The sequence below is a fragment of the Aminobacter sp. LjRoot7 genome (genome assembly GCF_964252895.1).
Classification (GTDB): Bacteria; Pseudomonadota; Alphaproteobacteria; order Rhizobiales; family Rhizobiaceae; genus Aminobacter; species Aminobacter aminovorans_B.
On sequence record NZ_CAXUPX020000006.1, the window covers coordinates 1 to 23,825 of the forward strand.

General features: G+C 59.6%; 28 protein-coding genes. 7 read left to right on the forward strand and 21 right to left on the reverse strand.

The features are described from left to right. Positions 1-77 precede the first annotated feature (77 nt). The 15 genes from ACSQ3E_RS17270 to ACSQ3E_RS17340 form a co-directional block, all read right to left on the reverse strand. Positions 78-701: a lytic transglycosylase domain-containing protein gene (locus tag ACSQ3E_RS17270; protein WP_436123656.1), complete on the reverse strand. Its 624-nt coding sequence runs from the start codon at positions 699-701 to the stop codon at positions 78-80. A 171-nt stretch (positions 702-872) separates the two neighbouring features. Continuing rightward, on the reverse strand, positions 873-1,208 hold the full coding sequence (locus ACSQ3E_RS17275) for a DUF736 domain-containing protein (protein ID WP_436123657.1): 336 nt from the start codon (positions 1,206-1,208) through the stop codon (positions 873-875). 66 nt (positions 1,209-1,274) lie between these two features. Beyond that, positions 1,275-1,820, reverse strand: coding sequence for a S26 family signal peptidase (locus ACSQ3E_RS17280; protein WP_436123658.1), 546 nt, complete (start codon positions 1,818-1,820; stop codon positions 1,275-1,277). Further along, a complete protein-coding gene (locus tag ACSQ3E_RS17285; protein ID WP_436123659.1) occupies positions 1,817-2,287 on the reverse strand; it encodes a DUF2840 domain-containing protein in 471 nt (156 codons plus the stop codon). The genes ACSQ3E_RS17280 and ACSQ3E_RS17285 overlap by 4 nt, the downstream gene beginning before the upstream one ends. Before the next feature lie 211 nt (positions 2,288-2,498). After that, complete coding sequence (locus ACSQ3E_RS17290) at positions 2,499-3,290, reverse strand: replication initiator protein A (RefSeq protein WP_436123660.1); 792 nt, start codon at positions 3,288-3,290, stop codon at positions 2,499-2,501. Positions 3,291-3,403: 113 nt separating this feature from the next. Continuing rightward, positions 3,404-3,685: a helix-turn-helix transcriptional regulator gene (locus ACSQ3E_RS17295; RefSeq protein WP_280226847.1), complete on the reverse strand. Its 282-nt coding sequence runs from the start codon at positions 3,683-3,685 to the stop codon at positions 3,404-3,406. A 151-nt stretch (positions 3,686-3,836) separates the two neighbouring features. Continuing rightward, positions 3,837-4,268 carry a DUF2285 domain-containing protein gene (locus ACSQ3E_RS17300; protein WP_436123661.1) on the reverse strand — a complete coding sequence of 144 codons (432 nt, stop codon included), beginning with the start codon at positions 4,266-4,268 and terminating at the stop codon, positions 3,837-3,839. 130 nt (positions 4,269-4,398) lie between these two features. Further along, positions 4,399-4,611, reverse strand: a complete 213-nt coding sequence (locus ACSQ3E_RS17305; protein ID WP_182573891.1) for a transcriptional regulator domain-containing protein — start codon at positions 4,609-4,611, stop codon at positions 4,399-4,401. 161 nt (positions 4,612-4,772) lie between these two features. Then, the gene (locus tag ACSQ3E_RS17310; RefSeq protein WP_436123884.1) at positions 4,773-5,465 is read right to left on the reverse strand and encodes a succinylglutamate desuccinylase/aspartoacylase family protein; all 693 of its coding nucleotides are present in this window, start codon (positions 5,463-5,465) and stop codon (positions 4,773-4,775) included. Then, entirely contained in the window at positions 5,386-5,811 is a 426-nt protein-coding gene (locus tag ACSQ3E_RS17315; RefSeq protein ID WP_436123662.1) for a hypothetical protein, read from the reverse strand. Before ACSQ3E_RS17315 ends, ACSQ3E_RS17310 begins: the two co-directional genes overlap by 80 nt. Position 5,812: 1 nt before the next feature. Beyond that, positions 5,813-6,562, reverse strand: coding sequence for an amino acid ABC transporter ATP-binding protein (locus ACSQ3E_RS17320; RefSeq protein ID WP_436123663.1), 750 nt, complete (start codon positions 6,560-6,562; stop codon positions 5,813-5,815). 89 nt (positions 6,563-6,651) lie between these two features. After that, positions 6,652-7,311, reverse strand: coding sequence for an amino acid ABC transporter permease (locus ACSQ3E_RS17325; protein ID WP_310329956.1), 660 nt, complete (start codon positions 7,309-7,311; stop codon positions 6,652-6,654). Further along, a complete protein-coding gene (locus tag ACSQ3E_RS17330) occupies positions 7,301-7,960 on the reverse strand; it encodes an amino acid ABC transporter permease (RefSeq protein WP_436123664.1) in 660 nt (219 codons plus the stop codon). The genes ACSQ3E_RS17325 and ACSQ3E_RS17330 overlap by 11 nt, the downstream gene beginning before the upstream one ends. Further along, positions 7,957-8,844 (reverse strand): ectoine/hydroxyectoine ABC transporter substrate-binding protein EhuB, encoded by an 888-nt coding sequence (gene ehuB / locus ACSQ3E_RS17335; RefSeq protein WP_436123665.1) that lies wholly within the window; start codon positions 8,842-8,844, stop codon positions 7,957-7,959. Before ehuB ends, ACSQ3E_RS17330 begins: the two co-directional genes overlap by 4 nt. 105 nt (positions 8,845-8,949) lie before the next feature. Next, entirely contained in the window at positions 8,950-9,648 is a 699-nt protein-coding gene (locus ACSQ3E_RS17340; RefSeq protein WP_310326610.1) for a hypothetical protein, read from the reverse strand. Positions 9,649-9,783: 135 nt separating this feature from the next. Here ACSQ3E_RS17340 and ACSQ3E_RS17345 point away from each other — a divergent pair, with 135 nt between their 5' ends. Further along, positions 9,784-10,047, forward strand: coding sequence for a helix-turn-helix domain-containing protein (locus ACSQ3E_RS17345; RefSeq protein ID WP_310326608.1), 264 nt, complete (start codon positions 9,784-9,786; stop codon positions 10,045-10,047). 207 nt (positions 10,048-10,254) lie between these two features. On the opposite strand, the gene ACSQ3E_RS17350 is transcribed toward ACSQ3E_RS17345, so the two are convergent. Both ACSQ3E_RS17350 and ACSQ3E_RS17355 read right to left on the reverse strand, forming a co-directional pair. Beyond that, positions 10,255-11,628, reverse strand: a complete 1,374-nt coding sequence (locus tag ACSQ3E_RS17350) for a UvrD-helicase domain-containing protein (RefSeq protein ID WP_436123666.1) — start codon at positions 11,626-11,628, stop codon at positions 10,255-10,257. A 31-nt stretch (positions 11,629-11,659) separates the two neighbouring features. Continuing rightward, the gene (locus ACSQ3E_RS17355; RefSeq protein ID WP_310326603.1) at positions 11,660-13,378 is read right to left on the reverse strand and encodes an ATP-dependent nuclease; all 1,719 of its coding nucleotides are present in this window, start codon (positions 13,376-13,378) and stop codon (positions 11,660-11,662) included. 328 nt (positions 13,379-13,706) lie between these two features. Here ACSQ3E_RS17355 and ACSQ3E_RS17360 point away from each other — a divergent pair, with 328 nt between their 5' ends. Both ACSQ3E_RS17360 and ACSQ3E_RS17365 read left to right on the forward strand, forming a co-directional pair. After that, the gene (locus ACSQ3E_RS17360; protein WP_310326600.1) at positions 13,707-14,558 is read left to right on the forward strand and encodes a DUF6615 family protein; all 852 of its coding nucleotides are present in this window, start codon (positions 13,707-13,709) and stop codon (positions 14,556-14,558) included. A gap of 291 nt (positions 14,559-14,849) precedes the next feature. Then, on the forward strand, positions 14,850-15,062 hold the full coding sequence (locus ACSQ3E_RS17365) for a hypothetical protein (RefSeq protein ID WP_310326597.1): 213 nt from the start codon (positions 14,850-14,852) through the stop codon (positions 15,060-15,062). Positions 15,063-15,074: 12 nt separating this feature from the next. Here ACSQ3E_RS17365 and ACSQ3E_RS17370 read toward each other — a convergent pair whose 3' ends face one another. The 3 genes from ACSQ3E_RS17370 to ACSQ3E_RS17380 all read right to left on the reverse strand — a co-directional run bounded on the left by ACSQ3E_RS17370 (position 15,075) and on the right by ACSQ3E_RS17380 (position 16,403). Next, on the reverse strand, positions 15,075-15,887 hold the full coding sequence (locus tag ACSQ3E_RS17370) for a hypothetical protein (RefSeq protein ID WP_310326594.1): 813 nt from the start codon (positions 15,885-15,887) through the stop codon (positions 15,075-15,077). A 109-nt stretch (positions 15,888-15,996) separates the two neighbouring features. After that, positions 15,997-16,206, reverse strand: a complete 210-nt coding sequence (locus tag ACSQ3E_RS17375) for a YegP family protein (protein ID WP_310326592.1) — start codon at positions 16,204-16,206, stop codon at positions 15,997-15,999. After that, positions 16,206-16,403 (reverse strand): hypothetical protein, encoded by a 198-nt coding sequence (locus tag ACSQ3E_RS17380; RefSeq protein WP_310326591.1) that lies wholly within the window; start codon positions 16,401-16,403, stop codon positions 16,206-16,208. The genes ACSQ3E_RS17375 and ACSQ3E_RS17380 overlap by 1 nt, the downstream gene beginning before the upstream one ends. 1,148 nt (positions 16,404-17,551) lie before the next feature. Between ACSQ3E_RS17380 and ACSQ3E_RS17385 the strand changes: the two genes are divergently transcribed. Together ACSQ3E_RS17385 and ACSQ3E_RS17390 are read left to right on the forward strand one after the other, a co-directional pair. Continuing rightward, complete coding sequence (locus ACSQ3E_RS17385; RefSeq protein WP_436123667.1) at positions 17,552-18,490, forward strand: GHMP family kinase ATP-binding protein; 939 nt, start codon at positions 17,552-17,554, stop codon at positions 18,488-18,490. Further along, positions 18,480-19,514 carry a PLP-dependent cysteine synthase family protein gene (locus ACSQ3E_RS17390; protein ID WP_436123668.1) on the forward strand — a complete coding sequence of 345 codons (1,035 nt, stop codon included), beginning with the start codon at positions 18,480-18,482 and terminating at the stop codon, positions 19,512-19,514. Before ACSQ3E_RS17385 ends, ACSQ3E_RS17390 begins: the two co-directional genes overlap by 11 nt. A gap of 424 nt (positions 19,515-19,938) precedes the next feature. On the opposite strand, the gene ACSQ3E_RS17395 is transcribed toward ACSQ3E_RS17390, so the two are convergent. Beyond that, positions 19,939-21,165, reverse strand: coding sequence for an IS3 family transposase (locus tag ACSQ3E_RS17395; RefSeq protein WP_310326585.1), 1,227 nt, complete (start codon positions 21,163-21,165; stop codon positions 19,939-19,941). 619 nt (positions 21,166-21,784) lie between these two features. On the opposite strand from ACSQ3E_RS17395, the gene ACSQ3E_RS17400 reads away from it, so the two are divergent. Both ACSQ3E_RS17400 and ACSQ3E_RS17405 read left to right on the forward strand, forming a co-directional pair. Next, positions 21,785-22,774, forward strand: a complete 990-nt coding sequence (locus tag ACSQ3E_RS17400) for an ABC transporter substrate-binding protein (protein WP_310326582.1) — start codon at positions 21,785-21,787, stop codon at positions 22,772-22,774. Between the two features lie 138 nt (positions 22,775-22,912). Then, positions 22,913-23,791 carry an FAD binding domain-containing protein gene (locus tag ACSQ3E_RS17405; RefSeq protein ID WP_310326580.1) on the forward strand — a complete coding sequence of 293 codons (879 nt, stop codon included), beginning with the start codon at positions 22,913-22,915 and terminating at the stop codon, positions 23,789-23,791. The last annotated feature ends 34 nt before the right edge of the window (positions 23,792-23,825 follow it).

Consider the following 23,825-nt stretch of genomic DNA (forward strand, 5'->3'; position numbering starts at 1 on the left):
CGTTTTTCCAGCACTAACGCCGGACCTTGCCCATCGCTGCCGATTGCTCGCAATACAACGGCTTCCTGCGACAACCCTCATTGCGGGTCTCCCATACCGGCGCGCGCGGTGAAGAGGCCATTCGAGTGCGGCGTGATCGCAAAAGCATCGCCCACGACGAAGCGCTCCGCGACAGCACTATTCTCGCGCTCGGACGCCGTCGGCTCAGTGCCCACGGGGGCTCGAACGAAAAGCGGCGAGTGGCGCCATGGCAGCGCTTCCGGGCCACCAGGTGCCACCGGCGTCGACGCCCGCTCCGTGAGTGAACCGCCGTCGATCAGCGTGGAAAGTGTTGCGACATAGGCAAGCGTTTCGGCCGGCAAAGGGTGACCGGCGAGATAGTCTTCGTAGCGTGCCGGGCCCGCATGATACGCCGCGAGGAAACCCGGCGATCCGAAGCGATCGTGCATCTCACGCAGATAGGCGGTGCCCGCCAGGATGTTGTCGCGCGGATCGAACGGGTCCTGTCCGAGCGGCCATCGACTGCGGAGCTCCTCCCAGGTACCAGGCATGATCTGCATCAGGCCAAGCGCGCCGTCGCTGGACACGGCGCGCGCGTCGCCTGCACTTTCCTTGCGTATGACGGCGCGTATCCAGGCAGCCGGAATTGCGAAGCGTCGAGAAGCTTCGGCGATGTGGGCGGCATAATTATCACTGGGCACCGATTGATGTACCGCATTGGCTTGCGCAATGGACGGGCCGACCGAGCAGGCCGTCAAAAGCAGGCCGGAAAGAAGACGAAGCGCGAACCGGCGAACCGGCTGTGGCTGTCGGGCGACCGATCGGCTGCGCGTTGGGCGCAGCCGAGAAGCGACGTCGCGGCAGGGCATGACTCAAGCCGTCTCGCTGCGGTCGCGTGGACGGCTCCAATGCAACGACCATGAGGTCGCGTCGTCACCCTTCCGGAACAGGCGTGCGCGGATCGGTTCGTGGAAGGTCGGGTCGTCGAGCTGCAACGAAACATGCTCCCCGGCTTTCTCGCTGGTGCGTGTCCAGCCTGCTCCGACCTCCTGTCCGTCACCGATGCCGCGCAGCACGCGATAGTCGGGTGTGTTGTCACCGTCGCCCGGTTCGACCGGTACGATGGTGAGTTCGAGGTCGAGCGTGAATGTGTGGATGCGGCCCGAGAAGCTGTCTCCTTCGCGCGTGAACAGTCCGATCTGTGGCATGGCTGAGTCCTTTTCTGGTTCGGCGGTGATGGGGCGGCGGCGAGACCTACGCTGCCGCTGGCGCGCTCACCGCGTTGACGCGCGCCATTCGAAGCGGCCGTCACCCTCCTCGTCGGTCCAAAGAGGGATGGCGCGGCCAATGATGCGGTCGAGGGAAATGGGGCCGAAGTAGCGACCGTCGAGGCTGTCGCGGACTTCCCAGTTCATGAGGAAGATTTCGCCGGCGGGGATGCGCAGGCATCCACTCCAGGCCGGCAGTGGACGGCCTGCGCGATCGTGTTCAAGTGCTGTGCCAGCCTCGATGCCGTCGACTGTGATGAGAACGTTTGAACGGCAGACGGTTTGCCCGGAGACTGCGCGAACGCGCTTCAGGAGCGGAACGCCTTTCGGCAGATAGTTGCGCGCGGCGAAGAAGATCGCGAGCGGCTCCGGCGCGTCGACGGCGACAAGATCAGTGACTTCGAAAGGACTGTCCAAGTTAATCCAGTAAAGGCCGATCGGCGCGCTGGCCGAAGCGTTCCACATCAGCCTGATCGGCATCGGCGTGAGCCCCGGATAGCCGACGCCAGTTACAGCAAATGCAGTCATAAGCACGATGGAGAGGCGGCTCATGACTTCGCCCTCTGGCGCAGAAGGAAGGCACGATGCTGGTCGAGCGTGTATGCCCTTGGCTCGTGGCCGGCGGTCATTCGGTTGTGAACGTGTCGCCAGTGATCGGGCGAAACGGTTTGGGGATCGATGCCGAGATGTTCGATTGCATCGATCACCTGGAGCACGCGCTCGACTTTGGGCCAGCTATCGATCTTGAGCAGGATGTCGCCGCCCGGACGCACGAATGGCAGCGTCTGATAGGCTTCGCCGCGGGCGACCGCACGCACAATGTCGATCCGTGAGATCACTGTGCCGAAGTCATTGGAGGCCCAGCGGACAAAGGCGAAGATCGTGCCGGGCTGGAAGGAGAGGATGCGACGGCGGCGATCGATACGTTGTTCGTGCGCTGCCCGACCGAAGCGGATCCAGTGCTCGATCCTCTTTTCGACAAAGGTCAGTTCGACATGGGTGAGGAGTGCTGCGTTCATGACGAGCTCTCCGCAATTATGGGGCAGTCATCCTCATGCCGGCGAAGGCAGGGGTGCGTTAGAAAGATTCTGAAAGAATCTGGGTTAGAGACGTTACGGTGGCCGCAAGGCACTGGAATCCGACGAGGAATCGTCAATTCCGGTCCCCGATAGCACGAAGGTCGGGTCCCCGATGGCACGACTGGGGTGGTCCCCGATAGCACGAGCGTGTTCACAGCTTATCCCCGAATCGCGTGGATGGTTTCCGCTCCAGGCGTGGCGAAGTGAAAGCAGCCGGATTGGTGGTGACGAAGGTGAGGACATCAGGACCGTCGACCTGATGTTCGATGCCGAGGCGGTAGCCAGGCAGGGGTTGTCGTCGGGCGATGTCGCGCAGGTCGTATGCAAAGTGCTTGAGCGGCGAGAGGCTGCCGGACTTGTGGTGCAGATGGATGAAGTCGAACCTCCAGCCGAATTGCTGGTGTCCGCCATGCTTGCGCACGATGCGGTAAAGCCAACGCTCAAGGCCCCCGGTCAGATCGAAATAAGCCCGGTCGATGGTGAGCACGAGCGCGTCATCGAGGACCGCGCGATAGAACCAATCCGGCAGGATCAGTTCGACGCCGACTGGCCGTCCGTCCCGGTCGGTCCGCTCTACCCATTCGTTCAGCCAGGAGAAGCGATGGCGCCGGCCCTCGGCCGGCTGACGGAGGGAGGTCGCGACCGTGGTCGACTGGAGACGATCGAGCGCGGATTTTAGGCGCTGATAGTCGCGTGAGCTGACGCCGCGCCCGGTAAAGGTCAGGATCTCGTGGGGCGTCGCAGCCATCAGCCTTGATGTTCGCAGCCCGGCGTCGCGGGCGTTGACGATCTGGCTGGCGGCCCAGATCAGGATGTCTGCGTCCCAGATCGTTGCCATGCCATGATCCGGCACGGCTTCGACCCGGATGGTTACGCCTCCGGCCTTGAAATCGATGGGTGCCGTGCGTCTGGACTTTGCGAGGGAAAAGAATGGATAGGCCATGAGGTCCTGTGCATCGCGAGGAGCGAAGTCGCCAGGGAGCGCATGGAACAGATCAAGCTGTCCGCGCTCCGAAGGTAGGCAATTCCGCGCCGACAAGGGGAACAGCCGAGCGATCAGCGGGCCAAGCGGTCGGCATGTGCTGCAGCCATAAGGGAATGGCGTTTGGCCGGAAGCACGGTGCCCCGTGGGTCGGACGTTGAGGTCATGGCTCCGCGATTGGCCCAGGCCTGGAGATCGTCAATGGCATAGACGACCCGGCCGCCGAGCTTGCGATAGTCGGGGCCTGTCCCGTAGGTGCGGTGCTTTTCGAGCGTCCTTGCCGACAGGCTTAGGAACGTTGCCGCTTCCTTGGTGCGCAGAAAGCGCGGTGGCAAGTCGGCGTTTCGACCGTTCATCGGGGCATCTCCATCATTTTTGTGAAAGCCGCTGAGATCGAGCGGCGGACGTGGGCTATGATGGAGAAGGGCTCCGGCGTTGTTCAGGTGCGAAATGGATGGAGCCTATTTCGCACTACAGGTACACGGCTGCCGGACCTGGCACCGGCATTCAGGCGTCGCGTCGCCGGAACCGCAGTAGCTTGCGGTAGCCGCCTTCAATCATTCTGTAGCCATCGCGTATGAGGCGCAGCGTTGTGTAACGAAATGGCGAATCCTGCCATTCTTCAGCGACGATGAAGCGGGGACCGAACAGGGCGTGGGCTATCTCGAAATGGGAAGCCCCTTCGATTCGGCCGTCGAGAGCGCGAAGCATATGGCCGAGACGCGTGCGTTGCGAAGATGTCAGGCGTTTATCGGGCACGCTGCTTCCCATGGACGATCTGATAAATCTATCCAGGGATGACAGCCGTTCGGAGGCCTTGGCGTCGAGGGGTACTATCGCAGCCAGGGGGTGCGCGCAGTCGGTGCCGTAAAGCAGCGTGATCTGGCAGCTATTTGCTGTTGAGAGGGGACGCAGGTGCTCGCCGAGCTCGTCACGCATTGAAACCGCCGGCGGCAAAGCGGCGACTACGTCCGCGTCGTCTGCCAGCAGCGGCGGCGTGTTGATGAGCAGGATAACACCCGGATCGACCTCGGGTGTCCAGTAAACCGGCTGCTTGGTTGCCGGGCGATCAGGATTTGCTGGAAAATCGAAGCCCCCACTGCGACCGCAGTTCGTTCGGGGAGAGGGAATTCGGCGTGGGGTTGATTTGCTGCATGTCTGCGAATTCGCGCTGATAGGCTGGATTGCGGCGGAGGAATTCCCAGGCGAGGGCATCTGGAGGCACGTTGCTTATGAAATCGTAGGCCTGCGAGCTACGCCACTCAGACGAATCCGGCTTCATGCATCCTCCTGCGATTTGCGGACCATCCGCGTAAAGCAGTGGAAAAGCAGAGAGAATCCCAAAAAACCGGGATTGACCGGAAGTGGTTGATGGGCTGCGCGCTTACTCAGGCCGTGGAATGAAGTCGCCGCCCGACGACCCTGTTTTCTCTTGAGGCTTTGTCATGTGCTGGCCACTCGCATCGCCCCGACATCGGTCACGAGCTTGAACAGGCAGTCTCCGGGGGCGGCAAGGGCTGGCGCGCGGCGGCAGGCCACGAGGCCTGGCTGAGAAAAGCAGACTTCTTCGGCCGGCTTTTGGGAGCCATCGACAGGAAATATGAAGCCTGCGGTCTGACCGGTGTCGACAGTGTCGCCGAGTTCGACAGCAGGTTCGAAGATGCCATGAATGGGGGCATAGGTGAACGCGCCCCTCCCGGCGACCTGCATGAGCCGGACAGGTGGCGCCGGTATGGTTTCGGCATTGGGCAAGACGCCGATGTGCTTCAGGACGCGGTAGATCCCCTGGCTGGCGATGGCCTCGCCGGTGGTTGAGAAGGTGCCGCCTCCTCCCAACTCGGTTGTGAGCGTTGGAACGCCAAGAGCCTGGGTAACTGCAGAAAGAGTGGTTGCCCCTCCGCCACCGCTGCCGTCGCTGATGGATCCGATGGGAGCGCCGAAGACCTGCAAGAGTTCCATGAGCCTTGTGGTTTCGGCTCCGGTTTTGCCAACGCGTATCAGGCAGCAGGGAAGATATGACAGGGATCTGCCGCCTGAATGCAGGTCAATGACGATGTCAGCCATCGAAAGCAGAACCGAGGTGACATAGTGGGCGATCATCTGGGTTGGAGTGCCATTCGCCTCGCCCGGGAACAGGCGATTGAGATTGCCTTCGTCGACGGGGGAGAGGCGTCCCCGCAACGACGGCGGGATAATTAAGCGCAGGCAGAATGAGAATACGGCCGCGCATGTCGAGGGGTTCGAGCCGACGAGCCAACTTGCCCAGAGCCACCTGGCCCTCATACTCATCACCATGATTGCCGGCAATTAAAAGGGCGGTCGGCCCGACACCGTTCCTGATGCAGGTGATCGGGATCGGAATGACGCCGTAGGCGGACTGGTCGGTCGAGAACGGCAGTCGCAGCCAATCGTGCTGCTTGCCGTCCCGGTCGAAGTCAAGAGTTGTCCAGATGCGCGTCTCGCCCGCCGGCGACATCTTCATGTCAATGCAACAGCGTGTTGAGGAAGGACCGGGCGCGGGGATGATTGGGTGTCGAAAAGAACGCCCCGGGCGAGGCCTGTTCGACAATGCTGCCCTGATCCATGAACACGACCTGGTCGGCAACCTCGCGCGCAAAGCCCATCTCATGGGTGACGCAGATCATCGTCATGCCTTCGTGGGCCAGTCCGGTCATGACGTCGAGCACCTCCTTGACCATTTCCGGGTCAAGTGCCGAGGTTGGCTCGTCGAACAGCATCAGGCGCGGGTTCATGCAGAGCGCGCGCGCAATCGCCACCCGCTGCTGCTGTCCGCCTGAGAGCTGCGCAGGGTATTTGTTGGCCTGTTCGGGAATGCGGACCTTTTCCAGGAAATGGCGCGCCAGGCTCTCGGCTTCGTTGCGTGGCATGCGAAGGACACGGCGCAGGGCCAGCGTGCAGTTCGACAAAACAGTCAGATGCGGAAACAGGTTGAAGCTCTGGAACACCATTCCGGTCTGCCGGCGGGCGAGTGTTGTCTCCCTGGCATTATCGCCCAGCCGGGTTGTTTCAAGCGTCACTGTTCCCTGCTGGTAGGCTTCAAGCCCGTTCAGGCAGCGGATCAGAGTGGATTTGCCTGAGCCGGACGGTCCACAGATCACAAAGCGGGATCCGCTTGGGATGGTGAGGTTGACCTCCTTCAACACATGGAAGGAGCCATACCACTTGTTGAGCGAGGAGATCTGGACGGCAGGTTTGTCGTCTGAATGGGTCATGGGGTCTCTCTACAGTTCGCTTGAAAGCAGCGATCTCAGTGTCTGGTTTTGTGAGGACGTCATCGGCCGTCAGGCTGCCCGTCGCTCGGCTACCTGGCTGTCGGCCCAAGCAGCCGGATCTCGAGCCGTTTGATGGCTTGCGAGATGAGGAGTGCAAGGCCGAGGAAGATCAGGCCGGCAACCGTCAGCGGCTCGGCGTAACGGTAGGTGTCGGATGCGATGTCGAAGGCACGGCCCAGCATCTCCGGCACCGCAAGCACGGCGAGGTAAGGCGTCGCCTTCAGGATCGAGACGAAGTAGTTGCCCATGGGTGCTGCGATGTTGCGCAGCATCTGCGGGGCGATGACAAAGATGGTCATATCCATCCTGCCGAGACCCAGTGCCCTTGCGGCCTCCGCCTGACCATTGGGGATGGCATCGATGCCTGCCTTGAACACCTCCGCGAGATAGCCGCTGTAATAGAGGCTGAGCCCGATCATGCCTGTGGCAAGCGCTCCAAGGCGAATGCCGTAGAAGGGCAAGATGAAATACAGGCAGTAGAGCCAGACCAGTACCGGCGTCGCCCGGATGAAGTCGATCACGAAGCTGACGAACAGGCCGCCCAAACCGCCAGAGCGGCGGACGAGCTCAAAGCCGAAGCCGATTGCCGAGGCTCCAACGCAGCTGACGGCTGCAACCAGCAACGTCATGCCGATGGCACCAAGAATGGTTGGCAGGGTCGAAAGCGCAAAGGCTAAATCAAACTGCACGACGCGTCTCCCTTGACGGATTGATACGTCGTTCCACCCAGCGCCCGAACAGGGCGACCGGATAGCAGACGATGAAGTAGGCAAGCAGCAGCGAGCTGTAGATCGGTACCGGGTCGTACTCGATCTGCGAGATCTCCTTGGCGCGGAAGGTCATGTCTGTGAGCGTGACCAGCGAGACAAGCGATGTCGCCTTCACCAGCTGGATGAGCTGGTTGATGAAGGTCGGGCTCATCGCCACCAGCGCCTGCGGCAGTTCGATGCGCAACAGGATGGTGGCACGCGACAGTCCCAATGCGTGGCCAGCTTCCTTCTGGCCACGGTCCAGCGCCTGCAGGCCGGCTCTGACGGCCTGGCTGGCATAACCGCCAATGTTGAGCCCGAGCACCATGGCACTGACGGTCATCGCCGACAGCGCCAGTCCGGCGATGGGCAAGGCGTAGTAGAACACGAAGAGCAGGATGATGACGGCGGAGCTGCGCCAGAACTCGATGATCGAGGTCACCACGAACCGTGCCGGGCCGGTGGTCAGGTATTGGGCAACGCCAAAGACGAGGCCAAAGGGAATGGCAAAGACAAGGCCGTAGAGCGTCACCAGAGCGGTGACGCGAAACCCCTGAAGGATACCGAGCCAGATCTCGAGGATGCTCATTTGCTAGCACCAGCCATGCCACAGAGCTTCTGGACGGTGACGGTATCGGGCACGATCTCGGTCTCACCAAAGCCATATCTGGCCATGACCTTGGTGACCGTCCCGTCCTTCGTCAGGGCAACAAGCCGTTCATCCCACAACGCACGCAGATCCTGGTCCTCGCTGCGGAAGGCGACAGCGGCATAAGTTGCCTGTTCATCTGTTGTCACGAAGGGTGTGGCACTTTCCAGGCCCTTGAGCTTCCCGCTCGAAAACAGCCCGATTGCGGTAGGAGACGACAGCACCGTCACATCGATGCGGCCGGAGCGCAGGGCCGAGATGTTCGCTTCGATGTCGGGGAACAGCAGCATGTTGCTTTCCGGCACGCCGGCTGCAGTCGCATTCCTGACCGACACACTGCCGCGGCCGGCACCCATGATGATCTTTTGGCTGACGATGTCCTCGAAACCGTGGATCTGTTTTGGATTGCCAGCGAGCACGATGGCTGCGTCACGCACCTTCAGATCAGGTGCCCCGAAGGCGACCTGCCGGCAGCGCTCCGGCGTGATGGACAGACCGGAGGCCACCGCATCGAAGCGGCCTGCGAGCAGGCCTGGGATCAGGGCGCCGAACTCGGTGACCCTGATGTCGAGCTCCTTGACGCCAAGTTCAGAGAACGCAGCCCTCAACAGGTCGGGATGCCATCCTTTTGCCTCGCCAGTGGCTTCATCGCGAAAACCCCATGGCGTCCGGTTGTGGATGCCGATGACGATCTTGCCTTCGCGCAGGATGCGCTCCTTCGTCGTCTCAGCAAAGGCCGGACCACCTGGCAAGGCCACGATCAGCGCGAGCAAAACGCACCACATGAAGGCGCGCCGCAGGCATACAGGGAATGTAAACGTCATTCTCTCTCTCCCATTGTTTTGTAGAAGGTTGCGTCGACCGCGCCGATGCAGGGACGTAAGGCCGCGTGGCATCGCAGCTCTCGCTCCCGCGATCCTGCAGTGCGTTCAGCTTTGCCGTGGAAGGCTTTCGCCGACTGTGTTGCCGTCTGACATGGAGGGGGGAAGACGATTGGCCTCCCCGTCCAGGCCGCGTTCACTGCCGGCGTGGTGCCGTTCATCCGCACGTCGCGGCGGCAATTCGGCGCTGCGGTCGCTCAACGCCTTGAGATCCGCCAGGATCGACTGAATTTGCGGCCAGGGAAATGCCGATGTGTCGCCCATGTGCTCGCCACCGCCGACGATGATCGTCAATTTGGCGATCACCCCGGCAAATGACTGGGCGGGAGTGGCGGCAACAGCGTCGAGGATCTCTTCTTCAGCCTCAACAGCTTGCGCCTCGGCGGCACGGGCTCTTGAGTATCCGACCTCCTGGTCGAGTTCGTCCCAACGTTTCTGTCGATCCGTCAACACCGATGCCTGCGGCGTAGTCTGCTGGTCCTTTTCGGGTCCACCACCGGGTTCGGAAGTCGCCAGGGCGTTTCTAATCCTTATCTCAAGACGCTGCTGCAGCCGGCACAAGACCACGGCCATGTGGTGTGCTTGTTCCCATTCCTGCAATAGGACAACACACGGGTCGATGGGCGCTCGCAAATGCGCGGGATGTACAATATCGCTAACTGCCCCATCGTCATCCACAGCACAGCTCTTCCTTCGTCCCCCTTGGGTGACGAAAGGCAATGCTGTGGTATTGTCGGAATCAGCCATGATCCGAGCTCCAACCAGCTTAGGTTTGGTCAGGCTGTATTCGGTGTTCCTGCACCGGATACAGCCGCAGTTCCTTTGATACCGCGAGAGTGAACTGCAGTCTCAAGTAACAGCTAGGTAGCACACGAGTTTAGATTGATCAATTCGAAATCAGATGATGCCAATGAAATCACCGGAGCCCAAATCCGTGCTGCCCGGGCGCTGGTGCATTGGAGCGCAAAAGAGCTTGCGAAGACTGCTGGTATTGGCGTTGCAACTGTGAGTCGAGCGGAAGTTGCAGATGGCACGACATCCCTCACTGCGGCGAACGTAAGGGCCATTCGACAGGCATTGGAAGCTGCCGGCGTTGAGTTCGTTTCTAAAAACGGCGGCGGCGTGGGTGTTCGTTTTAGAACTTAGCGCTGAAGCGATGACCCCTTAACCCCGCTTCGGGCTGGAAGAGTCGGCGGATAGTCTGCACTCTCGGGCCACCAGTGTGCTCAAAGCGGTCACTCAGTAATGCGCCCCATTTCGGTAATTAGAGTCGCAACGGCCGCTGCTCAGAAGCGGACATAGCCGCGATCGTCTACATGACGACTGGGCAGTTCTCCCCCCCGACCGGCCTGATCACCAAGCTGGATTGAGGATCGGCGAGTCCGAGCAGACCAGCACGCGCCGCGAACCTCGTGTCATTGCGACATAGAGATTTCGGGCGTTGAGAACGCCGGCATTGAGAACAACGGAGACGTCGGCTTCGAGCCCCTTGAGGAGCAGAGTGCTGCCTACCGAGCGTGGGGCAAGCGGCCGACCTACGAGCCGCGCCTGTTCGCGGATGGCGACAGTCGCGTCGCGGAAGGATGGTCCACCGATCGAACCCGCAAGCTGCAAGGCTCGCTGTGCCGCTGCAAGGACCGCAGGTCGATAGCATCTCACCCCACCCGCCTGGTTGATGGCGACGAGCAGGTCGACCACGGCACGAAACGACTTCTTCTCCTCAAGGCCAATGGCCGCATGCTCGATACCCGACAGCGCGCGCCCGAGTGTGCCGGCGCGCGCTGAAGCGATCGAACGAAGGAGGTCGTCAGCGGAAAAATTACTCATGAGGTTCTCGGCAAAACTGGCCACCACGGACAATGCGTTCGGGTCGCCGAGGTCGAGCGCGGCCCCGAAATCGGTGACGTCGCGCAGGTCCACCGCCTCGATCGTCACGGCGCCATCGACTTGACGCGCAAATCGGCGCTGTCCGCGTGGGTCGGTGCTGTCGCCAATAATCAGGACCTTCGTATCGCCAGGAGCGTCCACTGCGGCGGCAGCCAGACGAAGCGCGTTATCTCGGCGGCCGTCGAGGTGAATCCACTCGATGCCGGGAGGCGCTTCGCGCAGATCGATCGGCACACCTTTTGCGAGCTGGGTTCGTATCGACAGCAACCAATTCCCCAGGTCGGGTGCCCCGGCGTTGATCCATCTCCACGGGGTCTTGAGTTCCCCGACCACAGGGAAGAACGCGACAACTGCCGTCTGCCAGTCCGCCAACGGGTCCCCGCCGAATCCGAATATGGATTGAAACGGGTCACCGACGACAGCCGTCGGCAGGGCTTGAGCGAGCCAGGTCACGAAGGCGTGCTGGCGGATCGAACAATCCTGATACTCGTCCACGAACACCCGTTCGTAACTCGCGGCTAACACGTCGTGTAAATGCCCCGCCGCTACCAAGCGGGCAGCGGCATTTCGGATGGCGTCGTAGTTCGGGCGGGCGCCACTGACGATCCTGGGATCGTGTCCCGCGCGCTGCGGAAATGTCGAGATGAGCCGGATTGCAAAGCCGTCCAGCGTCGCAGCTCGATATGCAGCCGGCCCCACCCCCATCTTTTCCAGGCGGCCGCGCAGCGCGGCTACGCCCGCATTGGTATGGGTCAGTACCAGCACTGGCTTTGCCGCGTCATGCCGCGCCAAAGCATCGACAATAAGCTGCGTCTTGCCGCAGCCGGCCGGTGCGATCACCAGTCCACGGTATATCCCTCGGAGATCGATTTCAGCGGGCGCCATCTGCAACCCAATCCAAGACGCCGTCCATGACCCCGGTCAGGCTGTCATCGGTGTCGTCGTAGGCCGGCCCGACAATGGTCCGCCCCGCTGTTTCCATGGTCGTGATGGTTTTAAGCCAGCCAAAGCGTGCGGCCGCGTCGCCGAGAACCGTGCGGCTGTCGAGGTTGAGGCCGTCAAGCAGCACTTCCATCTCAAGATCGTTCAGCGACGTCGTTCCGTTCGAGATGGTCCTGACATGCGCCTCCACTAGCGCGCGGTCCTTCACCTCGATGGCAAGCTCCAAGAGCTTGCCTGCCGGTCCGTCCGGGAGTGCGGCAAAGAGTTCCTGCTCCAGCGCCCGTCCGCCACCCCACGCAAAGACCTGGCCGCCGCCCGCCAGGAACGTCGCTTCCGCAGCCGGCGGCGCGGGCTTGTCGCTGTCCCGCAGAATGGCCACCCGATAGCCGAGAGCCTGCAGCGCATTGGAGCGGCTGAAGGTTTCATCGCCATTGCCATTGACGAGAGTGGCTCCGCAGGCCGCCAGCGACCTTGCGCCCCCACTCGTAAAGTGCTGGTCAAGGCCGCGCATAAGGCCGATCTCACTGCCGCCTTCACACACGACGATCGAGGTGGCGAGCAGGGCATGGGCGTGCGCCCGGATCGTACCCTGCACGTCGCCCGCGTCGCTGGCACGCGTGACAATGTGCTCTCCGCCCTTGTTTCGAACGATCTGCAGTTGATGAGCGCCCAGTTCTGTGACGGTCGTCGGAGAGTGGCTCGTCGCAAAGACCTGCAACGGCGGCACGTCCTCTTTGGCTCCGAGCGCTCCGAGCAAGCGGATGATGCGGTGCGGCTCCAGGCCGTATTCGAGTTCGTCGATCAGAAAGGTCGTCGCCTTGTCCGCAGCTTTCCGCTGCAAGGCCGCGATCAGCAAACGCGACGAGCCCAGGCCGAGTGACCTCAATGGTATGCCGTCCTCGTCGTGAAGCGAGATAGTGCCCCCTGTGAAGCTGACCGAGCCGGCGTCGATGAGAGCCTGTACGGCCGCGCCGACTGGAACACCCATCTCAGTGGCGGCGGCCGTGACGAGCATCAACGAGCCATCAAGTTCCTTGAGTTCTTTCTGGTCGAACGCGTCCCGAATCTCGCGGGCTAGTCGCGTCAACTCGCCCGACGTATCCGCCTTGCCCTCGGTGAGCTTGCTCAACACGGAGCCACGGCGCCACGTCAGGTGGCTGCCGCTGGTTACGCCTAGACGGGCGGGCGAAATTCGCGTGCGGTCGGCCCAGGCGAGATTGCGGGTGCGTCCCGCTGCCTGGGCACGGGGCGATACAAGCGTCCATTCCGGCTCGAGATCGCTCCGTACGGTGAGTTGTAGTGTCAGCGCCGTTTCGATCCCCGTTCCCGGCTCGGGCTCGACAAGACCGGTGCCGGCGTCGAATCCGACTAGGAAGTCGCCATAGGCGTCGATGTTTTTGAGCGGATCATCGAGGGCACCAAGTGTAATAGCAATGCGGATCGGCTGATAGAAATCGATTGCATGGAAGTCGGCATCCGTGAAGGACAACGATCGCCGCGCGCCAAGGCATAGATCGATGGCGTCTAGGATCGTGGACTTGCCGCTGTCGCCCGGTCCAATCAGGCAATTCATTCCTGCTCCCGGCAGCCACCGGAGCTTCTTGATCGCGCGGAAGTTCTCGATTTCCAGAACACGGATCAGGGTCATGCGCCTTAAGTCTTCCCTCTGTCGCCCATGCAGAAAATCCTGCGCAGTATATCAGGCCTGCATTGCTGCTTGGTTCCGGCTGCGTATGCTTGGACACCGGTGGTCCGGCCATTTGTACCTTGATAAGGCAATCCACATCTTCGGCAATCAGCATTTCAGAAGAGGGAACTATGTCGCACAAGTATTGCATCGCCATCGGCGATCGGATCACGCCGCGAACAACTCCATTTCAGCGGTCGGGTTTTGGCCTTCGCGAAACGCGGGTAGTTTAGCCAAACATTGTCTCTACGCCCGAGGTCGAGCGTGACCGGGGGGAATTCAGCAAGCTATGACAAGCACAGCCACGATAACCGCAAATGGACTTTTTCACTCGGACCCGCTCTGCAACACGTTCGTCACGATGGCGCAGAAAATATGGACCGAGCTTGGATCAGCGCGCTCACTTGGAATCAAGCGTGGAGAAGAGACTGTTACGGACAATTTCCTGCTGGACATACAAGCAGCTCACCCTGCAGAGGTGGCGACGTTTCAGTTCACGAAGCCCGAGGAATCTATCACCGGCGCGGATTGGGAATGGTGGCTCACGGATGGTCGGCAATGGACTGGATTGCTCATTCAGGCGAAAATCCTCAAGCTGAAAGCCAACCTCTACTCATCAATCAAGCACAAGGTTCGAGGCCGACCGCAGATCGATATCTTGCTTGATCAAGCCGATCTCAAGGGCATTCCCGCCCTGTATTTCTTCTACAATCATACGCTGCTGACTTTTCCAAAGCTGACGTGGAATTGCTTGTCAACCGTCCCTCAGCTCGAGCAGTTGGGCTGCACGGTAGCGTATGCCGCGGCGGTGAAGCCGCTCATCAAACAAGGTGGCGTTGGAATTTCGACGCTTGGCCCAGCGTGCGTCCCACTTCGATGCTTGGTGTGCTGCAGAGGCCTCAGCGGGCAATCGGGAAATCCATCGCTTCCGAGTCGGGCGCAGGGCGTTGTCCGGTATTTGGCAGACCGCGGCGGCGTCGAGCGGGTCCATGTCGATTTTCCGGCGCTGCGGTCAGAACCTCCGAGCTACGTCAGTGAGCTGATCTCGGCTCCCATCGATGGTCGCCAGCGGGTTATCGAACGGGTGCGATCCGAGGTCGGGCCGATAGGGTCACTGGTCGTCATTAAAGATCGGTCTTAGGCGAGAACGCCGTCGCCGGTACTGCCTGAGTGAATGCTGCTTCGCTATTGTCCGCATGAGAATTCAGGCAGATTGCTCGATGAGTGGAACGCAGACAGGGTCCGTTTGAAAGCCGATTGAGCGGCTATGTGTCGTGGTTTCGTGCCTCGGATGCGATGCTGAAGGCAAGGTAATGTTTGGGGCCGCTCGCAACGTCTCGATGTCCGCCTTTCGCGCCAGTTGCCTTGCCGGCGGACGGTCGGCTTCCGGCCTCGACATCGCCATAATCAGCAAGGAGTGCTCCGCGACATCTTGAAGTTCGAGGCGCCCGGCGTCTCGACCGACGAGCATATCGGCGATCTGTCGGGATACGCGCAGTTGCTCGCCGCGCAGCCGGGCGGCAAGCTCAAGGAATTCCCAATCATCGACGACGAGGTCAAAATGCTGCGCAGCCGCTCGCTGACCGCGCCGAGGTTACATGATCATTGGAATAAGACCTGCGTTCCGACGCCTCCAGTCGGGTGATGGCTTATTGAGTTAGCTGAACTCTTGAAATTCTATCTTTGCCGTTATCTCGTTCATCGCGTAATGTACGAACTGCTGTCCTAGATCTGTGAGTTCGTATGGCTCAACCTCGTCGAAGGCAGACTTCGCCGTGCGTTGCACCTGCCCCTGAGGTGCACGACGTGCTGGCCTCTTCAGTAGGAAATTGCCCCTGCCATCAGTCTCTTTGTGTTGCCTGATGACTCCGCCGGTGCTGAGGTCGCGGATCAGCATTTTGAACAGATCCGCTTCGGCCGAGTCTTCACGCACCTGGGGCCTACCCAGATTGTCCCACATTTCCCCGCGGGTTACTCCTGGGTTGCGATAAATCTCACCGATCACTTCAAAATGGAAATCCGAATAGAGGTTGATCCAATCGATAAACAGACGGACAACGTCATCTGACGTTGTTTTCGCGGCTGCTGCATTTGCCAGAATATTTCGGATTCTTTGACGCTTATATTCGGTATCGATCGAAGACCAGTTTCGGAACGCCTTTTTCAGCAATGATTGGTATTCTGGCGATTCTATGCGCTGCTTGACTTCTCCGTCATGCATGTCCAATCGCGCAACGATCTCGGCGATCGTCTTACCTTTCTCTCTCAATTCATCCTCAAGCATCTGAATCCATTGCCTGAGAATATTTGTTACATTTTCTTGCTCCTGCTCAGACCAGTATCCAGCGCCCGCTTGTATCAGCCCTCCGACGAAAGGAATGGCTCCCGCTATCGCGTTTATTGCAGCACGGGCGGCCTTCTTCTTGCCGTCCGGTTCCAACTCGTCCTTGTCGATCTTATCGATTTCCATTCGGGGAACTCCGTCAGACATCACCGGCGACTAAATCTAGCCGCCGGTGATATAGCGATGCTGCAAGGTCCATTAGTCAGCCTAGCAGGCTGGCGCGTGGAGATTTACCTCAGGTAGCGTTCATAAGATGCTTGGGGAACCAGACCGTATGGCCAGCCGAAGAGCTGACCAGATCAATGCCTCGTCTGCAATCGGCGCGCCGGACATAGGACTCGCTTGAGACAGCGATCGCTTCGCCGTTTACCGCGTGGTATGTCCACCGCCACTCACCTTTCACATCCTTGTACATCCAGAATGAAGGGAACGTCCTGGACGCCATCAAAGGGCCCCTCCATTCTTGGCTAGCTCGCAACTGCCTTTATGCATTCGTTGCTTCAGCACTTCGTTGACACGACCAGGGTTCACGTCGAACTTGGCGGCGATTCGATGCTGAAACCAACCGTTTATATGAAGCCGCCAGATTTCGACGGCGTCATCGAAGGTGAGTGACCTGCTGGGGTGTTGCATTTTGGTCATTTGGGGTCTTCCTTTCGAAGACAAAGCTACCCCAAGGCTTGACCGACGGCGCCGCACCGGACACTCTGTCCGAGCTTGACAAGAGCCTCGTCCTGCACCTTGGAAACCGATCTGCAGGATGTGATTTTGAGAGGCCGTCGCTGGAGGCGAAACCGCGGCGGCTTCTTTCAAATCACCTATCAATCAGAAGTTTCATTGCAGTGGTCGGTGTGGTCAAGGACACATACCGCGTGTTCACAGGCGCTTTGTTCTGGTTTCGGTCCAAATATGCCAGTTTATTCATATATATCAATATGTTAGCCAGACTGTGAATTGCGGGTACAACCGCGCTTGGGCGCGCAATCGCGTACGAATTTTTTGCGCTAAAACATATGCTTAGGGCCGAATCGCCGCGAAGACCCACTCAGGCAGTTAAGCCGATGAATGGAGCGTGCGTTTGTTTACAGCTAGGGTTGAGCTTTGCAGACTGACCGCTAGCCCCTCCACCATTTGCCCATTAGCAAGGCCGGCGGGCACTAGGGACTTGCTGTCGCGGCTCTCCTTCATCCGACACAGGATCGCCAAACCGCTCGGGAACGGGTGCGGGAAAATCGACGCGTAGAACTCAGGCATGACACCTGCATCTTGGAACGGAGGAGCAAGACTACTCAGCCTTTCCTTTTGGCCGTGAATTGTTGGGTGAGCTCGTACACCTTCGTCGACGGATCGGCCGCTTGTCGCCGTTCTTTCCCGAAAGCGGACGGACCGCTTCAGGCCCTAAACGGACGGACATCCCAGTCCGCGAAGCGTCGCGGATTGGAGGACCAACGGCCGGTACGGCTGTACAGTGCCGGCGCAAAAGGAAGCAGCGCATAAAGCGAAGACATTGGCACGTCTGATAGGACAACAATGCCGGGATGATGTCGGAGCAAATTCGCGGCCACTTCGATCGGTTAGCAAGGCGACCTAAGGAGGTTCAGCATAGCGCCACGTAGGAGGAACCGGGACTGATCGCCTCCGACGAATGGTCAGCCTGGCATCAGCAAGGCCAACTGAGAGTCCCGGCGTAAGGCCGCAGTTTTCAAAGTCAATACCAGTATCCTGGAAGTGACGTACCGGAGCAGCAGTCCCATCATTCGAACAGAGTGTGGTTGTTCGGAGACAGGGCTATGGCAGACGCCGCCGTCGATCGCCGATTGGGGCTGGGAACGCTGGCCGATGGGCATGCGATCGCGCATCACGGCGAGCTTCTTCAAGGGGTGTTCGAGGATGATCGAGGTTGCCTCCACCGTGGTCTGGTAACACTTCCTTTGGACAGACTCCGATCCACGGCAAATCTTGTGCTTGAGGAGGGTGGGCATCTCAGCGTCGAGCCACGAGGCCGAGTCAAGGCGTTACGCGCAGCGAAATTGGCGGCGGAGCACCTGGGGTATCCAGAACTGGGTGGCCGCCTCACTATTCAAAGCGATATCCCGATGGGGCATGGCTACGGCTCGTCCACCGCCGATGTGATTGCGTCCATCCGCGCGGTAGCGGCGGCCGTGGGTACGAGACTGGTGCCTGGCGTCAGTAGCCGCTTGGCGGTCGCTGCCGAAACCGCGTCGGATGCAATCGCGTTTGAAACTGAAGCCCTTCTCTTCGCGCAACGGGAAGGAGTTGTCCTGGAGCACTTCGGCGGTTCGTTGCCGCCATTTGTCCTCGTGGGTTTCAAGGGAGACGCTACTGCTGGGGTCGATACGCTCGAACTGGTTCCGGCACGGTACAGTCCCGAGGAAATCCAGCTCTTCCGCGTTCTTCGAGGAATGGTTGCACGCTCCGTCCGCTATCAGAATGCGCACCTGCTTGGCCAGGCGGCGACAATGAGTGCTCGTATCAGCCAGCGACACCTCCCCAAGCCATATTTCGACGTCGTCGTCGATATCGCAGCTCACCATCATGCTTGCGGGATCCAGGTGGCGCATAGCGGATCCCTTTTCGGGCTTATGCTCGATGCCCAATCAGCCAGTCGCGAGAGTATTCATACGATCATCTCAGCATTGGAGAACCGCGGATTCCAGGACATCGGCATCTTCCCAATCAACGTGGAGGAGGGCACTCATGTCCTTTGACGTGGACTATTTCAGGGCGCTGGAAACACCGCGTCTTGCTCGGCTCGGCCCAAACGTCGTTGCGGCGGCGTTCCCCTTGATGAAGCTGATGCCAGCTCGCTTCATCCTCGATCAGGCCGAGAAGTCGGGAGAGCTGAAGGCCGGCGCCCACATTGTCGAGACAACCTCGGGCACGTTCGGTATGGCCGTAGCCCTCCTAGCTGCAGCGCGTGGATTCCATCTCACTTTGGTGACCGCGGCCACCTTGATCGACCAAGCTTATCAGGAAAGGCTGGAACGATTGGGTGCAAAGGTCGTCGCACTTGCGGACGAGCGGGGCGACGGGAACCAGACTGGAAGATTGGCGCATCTCAGGGCGGTTATGGAGAATGAGCCGCACACTTTCTGGACACGCCAGTACGACAGTCCGGGTAACTGGCAATCCTATGCCCGCCTCGCCGAACTGTTCGTTCGTTCGATGGGCCAGGTTGATTGGCTTGTCGGTTGCATTGGCACCGGCGGCTCGCTGTGCGGGACCGGCACTTTCCTGCGCCAGGTTTATCCGCATCTGAAGATTGCCGCTGTCGACACCCATCGTAGCGTGCTTTTCGGGCAGCCCTTGGGCAAGCGAATGCTGCGCGGGCTAGGCAATAGCGTCCTTCCGGCAAATGTCCGGCATCATCTGGTCGACGAAGTCCACTGGGTTGGTGCCTTTGCCGCCTATCATTCCGCCCATTCGCTCTTTCGCAACCAAGGGATTTTCATGGGGCCGACGAGCGGAGCTGCGGCTCTCGTCGGCGAATGGATCGGCCGAACCAATCCGGATTCAGTCGTCGCGGTCATCATGCCCGACGAAGGACATCGTCATGCCAACACGGTCTATGACGACAGATGGTTGGCAGCGCTCCCAGGTTGGCCTTGTGCCCCCGTTTGCGAACCCGAAACCCTGGTTGCAATCGAGCCGCGTGAAGAATGGGAATGGACGAGGTTTGAGTGGTCGAGGAGATTGCTGGACGAAGTTCCGCAGCCAGTAGGGAAAACCTAAATCAGTACAACCGAAAGCGGGCAAGTCTCAGGCCGTGTTCTGCTTGGCAGGAGCTGTTCCACTTAGCCACTGCTATCCACCTTCCACACCAACAACTGGAGCTTGGTGGCTGTCGCTGGAGCATTCGCCGACCCGTCGGTGAAGCTCATGCGTTACACGGCGATATCCATAACAGGGCAACTCCTCCTGGATGTCCTCGATAAGAGCAGCGAACTCGGCGTCGTCGAGCTTTAAAGTCGGTGCCTTGGATTGGTAGTAGAACGTGCTCCTCGGGAGGTCGATCACTTTGCACCCCCGTCTGACGGAGCAGGCCGCGGGCCGGTGACGATGGAGGATTACTCGTTGCCGCCGGCGATCGGCTGGCGCGGTGTTTTTTTAACCAGGTGGAGTGGACCCCGTTTCGCCGGACAGTCGGCGGTTGGGTTTAAGCACTGAGGCGGATGAACTCGCGCGGTGATTTGAAGTTCAGTCCTGAGTGCGGGTGGGCTTCACAGTAGTCTTCGAACCAATCTGGCAGCAAGGCCAGGATGGTGTCCGTGTCGGGTAGAATGTGGGTCGATGCATAATCGCGTTTGAGGGTTTTGACGAAGGCCTCGGACATGCCGTTGCTCTGTGGACTGCGGACTGGGGTAAAGAGCAGGGTCAGCCCGAGGGCAGCAGCTGTTTGAGCCGTCTGACGCGCGATATAGGCACTGCCATTATCGGAAAGCCATTCCACTCGATGCGCAGTTCTGGTGCTGCCGAAGCGACGCTCGACCGATGTAATCATCAAATCGCACACCATTTCGGCGGAGATCCCGGCATTGGCCACCGCCGACCAGCCAATGATTTCACGGTCGCAGGCATCGATGACAAAGAGCACCCTGACCACCTGGCCATTGCGAGCGCGGATTTCCAGATGATCCGAGTACCAGCGTACGTTGGAACGCAAGGCCACGACGACGCCGTCATGGGTCCGGCCCGGACGTTGGGCCGTATAGCGTTGCAGCGTCAGGTGATGTTGGCGCATGACCCGCAACACCCGCTTGGCGTTGACCTTCGGCTTGCTATTGAGCCGACGTTGCCGGTTGATCAGTGCGGTGACGCGGCGATAGCCATAGGTTGGGCGCTTGTCGATGATCGGTCTGATCTCGGACAGAAGCTCGGCATCCCCAGGCTTGCGATAGGGACCACGCGGGACAACGGGCGAAGCCGCGCGCTCGATCAGGTTGGAACGGGCGATGCCCAGGTTCTGGCAACGGCGCTCATCGGGAACCGTCCTCGGGATCGTTCCAGGACACCAAGGGCAAGGTGTGTTTTTTTGGGCGAGCGACCTCGATGGCTTCCTTGAGGATTTCGTTCTCCATGGTTTTGCGGCCGAGCATCCGCTCGAGATCGCGGACGCGCTTCTCCAATTCGCGAACCCTGGAGGCAGCCACCACATCTTCATCAGCTTCCACAGCGGCATGACCGCCTTCGAGCATGGGCGCTTCCAGGCAAAGAGCTGGGAGGGAGAAATGCCCGCACGCCGGGCAACATAGGAAACGCTCATGCCAGGCTGCATGGCTTCTTCAACCAGCCTGACCTTCTCGGCCACCGACCAGCGGCGGCGGCGCTCCACTGAGGTGATGACTTCGACCTGGCTGAACGGGGTATCAGAGGCTTTGGACATAGTCGTACTCATAGGCGTATGCCTATGCCTTATCGGCTATGCCGAATGTCCGGTCAAAACGGGGTGCGCTCCACCAGGTCCAGCTCCATCAGTTCGATCGCGGCGAGCTTGATGAGGAAGAGGCCGAGGCAAGCGTCATCGCTGAGTACGAGGCGCAGATTGCGGCACTGGAACGCAAGGCCGGCCAGCTACGTGTCAGCCACAACTGGATGAGGTTCGCCGAGACGCCGTACGTGCGTTGCGCATCACGTCGCCCGGTGACGCCGTTTCGGATGTCGTGGCAAAGCTGCAGCTTGAACGGCGTTGAGTGCCGTCGATATGGTCCTCGAGACTTCATGAGCCTTCACCGATTGAGGCCCACAGAGCGTATCAGTTCTTCCGTGTCCCCGTGGTCCAGGCCGAGGGTTCACTCCACGGATGTCCCAATCTTGTTGTTGATGCGCTTCCCGATAGAGCGGGGCATGTGATGCTGACCATGGGGAAGCATTCTCTCTTGACATGCCCAAAGTGTGATCACATACTGAGATCAAGAATAGGGATCAAAATCATAACGGCAACCCTGTTCTAGGAACTGCAACAGACAATTCACGGTTGGGAATATCAAAGGGGAGTAGGTGACATGTCGAAAGGCACTCGACTAATCAATCGCATTGCGGTCGGAATCATTGGGCTCAATGCCATGTTCAGTTCAGGCCAATCTTTCGCGGCCGACGAGGTGAACATCCGCTTCAGCTACAAACTGAAGGGCGAATACGGCTTCTTCTATCTGGGCCAGGAAAAAGGCGTATATTCTCAAGCCGGTCTTTCGACCAGCTTTGGCGAAGGTGCGAGCTCCCAGGCAGCACTCGGATCGCTTCTTCAAGGCCAGGACGACCTAGCTGTCCTTCCGGGCATATTTGCAATTTCCGCGATTCAGAAGGGCATGCCGATCAAGATCGTAGCCCTTTACCAGCCTGCCGCTCCAACTGTTTTAGTATCGCACCCAGATCGTCCGCTCAATTCCCCCAAGGACCTTGAGGGCAAGACAATTGCCGCCCCCGTGGGTGAAACGGGAACGACCTACCTCGGGGTTTTTTGCGAAATTAACAACGTTGATTGTAGCAAAATCAAGAAGGTGCAGATCGACGTCCAGGCGCGTGTCTCTCAGTTCCTGAGCAACCAGATCGACGTTATTGCAGCATATAAGACCAACGATCTCCCCATCCTGGAAGCAAAAACTGGCACGTCATACTCGGTCCTGGACCAGGTTAAGTATGGCCTGATAGTTCCGGGCATGGCGGTAGTGGCAAGCGACGACGGGATCTCCAAGAAATCGGATCTTCTCAAGAAATTCCTTTCGTCGACCGCAACCGCAATCAAAGACACGCGAACCGATCCCCACGCCGCCGTGGCTGCGTTGAAGGCGGTTTGGCCGAATGGTCCTGCTGACGAGGTTGTTCTCAAGCAGATTGATGAAACGTCTGCTTCCATTCCCGCCTCCGGCGAAAACCCAGTCGGCTGGGTCGACGAGAAGTCGATTGTCGACGCCCTGAAGCTCCTTGATGAGGGAAGCCCGGCTGCACAGAAACCTCTTTCCGCATTCTATACCAACGCACTGCTGCAAAAGTAGCGAAGCGTCGCTGGGCTCAGGAGGCCCAATGCCAAGGTCTTGGCAAAGGCTCCTGAGCTGACCGCTTTCGTGTTAAGTTGATGCTTAGCGACGTAAGCGCGGGCGTTAACCGGACGCGACCTTCGAAAGGTCAAAAGAGTGAAGCCTGCCCCGTTTCAGTATCACCGGCCCGATACGATACAATCTGCTGTAAAGCTGCTTGAGGCTTACCGCGGTGAAGCCAAGATCATCGCCGGTGGGCAAAGCCTTTTGCCGATGCTGGCCTTTCGCCTTCTGGCTCCGGCTGCATTGATCGATATTTGTGACATACCAGATTTGACCGCCGCAAAATTCAGCGAGCGCGGCCTTACCATGGGGAGCAGATTACGCTGGGTCGACATCGAGAGGGATCTCAAACTTCGTCGTAGCTACCCTTTGTTGGTCGCCGGCGTGGAGCACATTGCCCATTATCAAATTCGTAACCGCGGAACGATTGGGGGCAGCTTGGCACACGCGGATCCTGCGGCCGAATTCCCCGCCCTCATCCTCATTCACGAGGGCCAGATCCAAGTCCAAGGAATCAAAGGGTCAAGACTAATCCCTGCCGACGATTTTTTTCACGGAATGCTGACGACCGACCTGATGGAAGACGAGATGATTACCGCTGTCCATCTTCCGAGTTGGCCCAAAAACAGGTGCTGGTCCTTCAAGGAGTTTGCTCGACGCAGCGGAGATTTTGCGATTTCCGGTGTTGCGCTGCATTTTGAGCTCAAGGATGGCCGAATCGACGCGCCACGAGTTGTGGCATTTGGGATAGATGATCGTCCGGTCACTCTCGCGCCTGTGCAAACGATGTTGGATGGGGCGTTGCCGGATCCCACCACGTTTGCAGCGGTTGGCGATGCGGCTTCCAAATTAGACACGATCGATCCCCCGTCGGACCTCCAGGCCTCATCGGATTATCGACGCGCACTTTTGGGAGTCCTTGTTGAACGTGCTCTTAACGATGCCTTTTGCAAGCGAGGAGAAGTCCGTTGACGCAGTCAATTGACGTCACCCTGAACGTCAACGG

Excerpts from the sequence above, each read along its gene's own strand:
- ACSQ3E_RS17330 (WP_436123664.1), bottom strand. The coding sequence starts at position 7,960 with ATGAGCATCCTCGAGATCTGGCTCGGTATCCTTCAGGGGTTTCGCGTC.
- ACSQ3E_RS17320 (WP_436123663.1), bottom strand. The coding sequence starts at position 6,562 with ATGACCCATTCAGACGACAAACCTGCCGTCCAGATCTCCTCGCTCAAC.
- ACSQ3E_RS17315 (WP_436123662.1), bottom strand. The coding sequence starts at position 5,811 with ATGAAGATGTCGCCGGCGGGCGAGACGCGCATCTGGACAACTCTTGAC.
- ACSQ3E_RS17360 (WP_310326600.1), top strand. The coding sequence starts at position 13,707 with ATGACAAGCACAGCCACGATAACCGCAAATGGACTTTTTCACTCGGAC.
- ACSQ3E_RS17370 (WP_310326594.1), bottom strand. The coding sequence starts at position 15,887 with ATGGAAATCGATAAGATCGACAAGGACGAGTTGGAACCGGACGGCAAG.
- ACSQ3E_RS17295 (WP_280226847.1), bottom strand. The coding sequence starts at position 3,685 with ATGAACGGTCGAAACGCCGACTTGCCACCGCGCTTTCTGCGCACCAAG.
- ACSQ3E_RS17375 (WP_310326592.1), bottom strand. The coding sequence starts at position 16,206 with ATGGCGTCCAGGACGTTCCCTTCATTCTGGATGTACAAGGATGTGAAA.
- ACSQ3E_RS17355 (WP_310326603.1), bottom strand. The coding sequence starts at position 13,378 with ATGACCCTGATCCGTGTTCTGGAAATCGAGAACTTCCGCGCGATCAAG.
- ACSQ3E_RS17400 (WP_310326582.1), top strand. The coding sequence starts at position 21,785 with ATGTCGAAAGGCACTCGACTAATCAATCGCATTGCGGTCGGAATCATT.
- ACSQ3E_RS17290 (WP_436123660.1), bottom strand. The coding sequence starts at position 3,290 with ATGGCCTATCCATTCTTTTCCCTCGCAAAGTCCAGACGCACGGCACCC.
- ACSQ3E_RS17340 (WP_310326610.1), bottom strand. The coding sequence starts at position 9,648 with ATGGCTGATTCCGACAATACCACAGCATTGCCTTTCGTCACCCAAGGG.
- ACSQ3E_RS17385 (WP_436123667.1), top strand. The coding sequence starts at position 17,552 with ATGGCAGACGCCGCCGTCGATCGCCGATTGGGGCTGGGAACGCTGGCC.
- ehuB (WP_436123665.1), bottom strand. The coding sequence starts at position 8,844 with ATGACGTTTACATTCCCTGTATGCCTGCGGCGCGCCTTCATGTGGTGC.
- ACSQ3E_RS17280 (WP_436123658.1), bottom strand. The coding sequence starts at position 1,820 with ATGAGCCGCCTCTCCATCGTGCTTATGACTGCATTTGCTGTAACTGGC.
- ACSQ3E_RS17395 (WP_310326585.1), bottom strand. The coding sequence starts at position 21,165 with ATGTCCAAAGCCTCTGATACCCCGTTCAGCCAGGTCGAAGTCATCACC.
- ACSQ3E_RS17285 (WP_436123659.1), bottom strand. The coding sequence starts at position 2,287 with ATGAACGCAGCACTCCTCACCCATGTCGAACTGACCTTTGTCGAAAAG.
- ACSQ3E_RS17305 (WP_182573891.1), bottom strand. The coding sequence starts at position 4,611 with ATGAAGCCGGATTCGTCTGAGTGGCGTAGCTCGCAGGCCTACGATTTC.
- ACSQ3E_RS17390 (WP_436123668.1), top strand. The coding sequence starts at position 18,480 with ATGTCCTTTGACGTGGACTATTTCAGGGCGCTGGAAACACCGCGTCTT.
- ACSQ3E_RS17380 (WP_310326591.1), bottom strand. The coding sequence starts at position 16,403 with ATGACCAAAATGCAACACCCCAGCAGGTCACTCACCTTCGATGACGCC.
- ACSQ3E_RS17275 (WP_436123657.1), bottom strand. The coding sequence starts at position 1,208 with ATGCCACAGATCGGACTGTTCACGCGCGAAGGAGACAGCTTCTCGGGC.
- ACSQ3E_RS17300 (WP_436123661.1), bottom strand. The coding sequence starts at position 4,268 with ATGCGTGACGAGCTCGGCGAGCACCTGCGTCCCCTCTCAACAGCAAAT.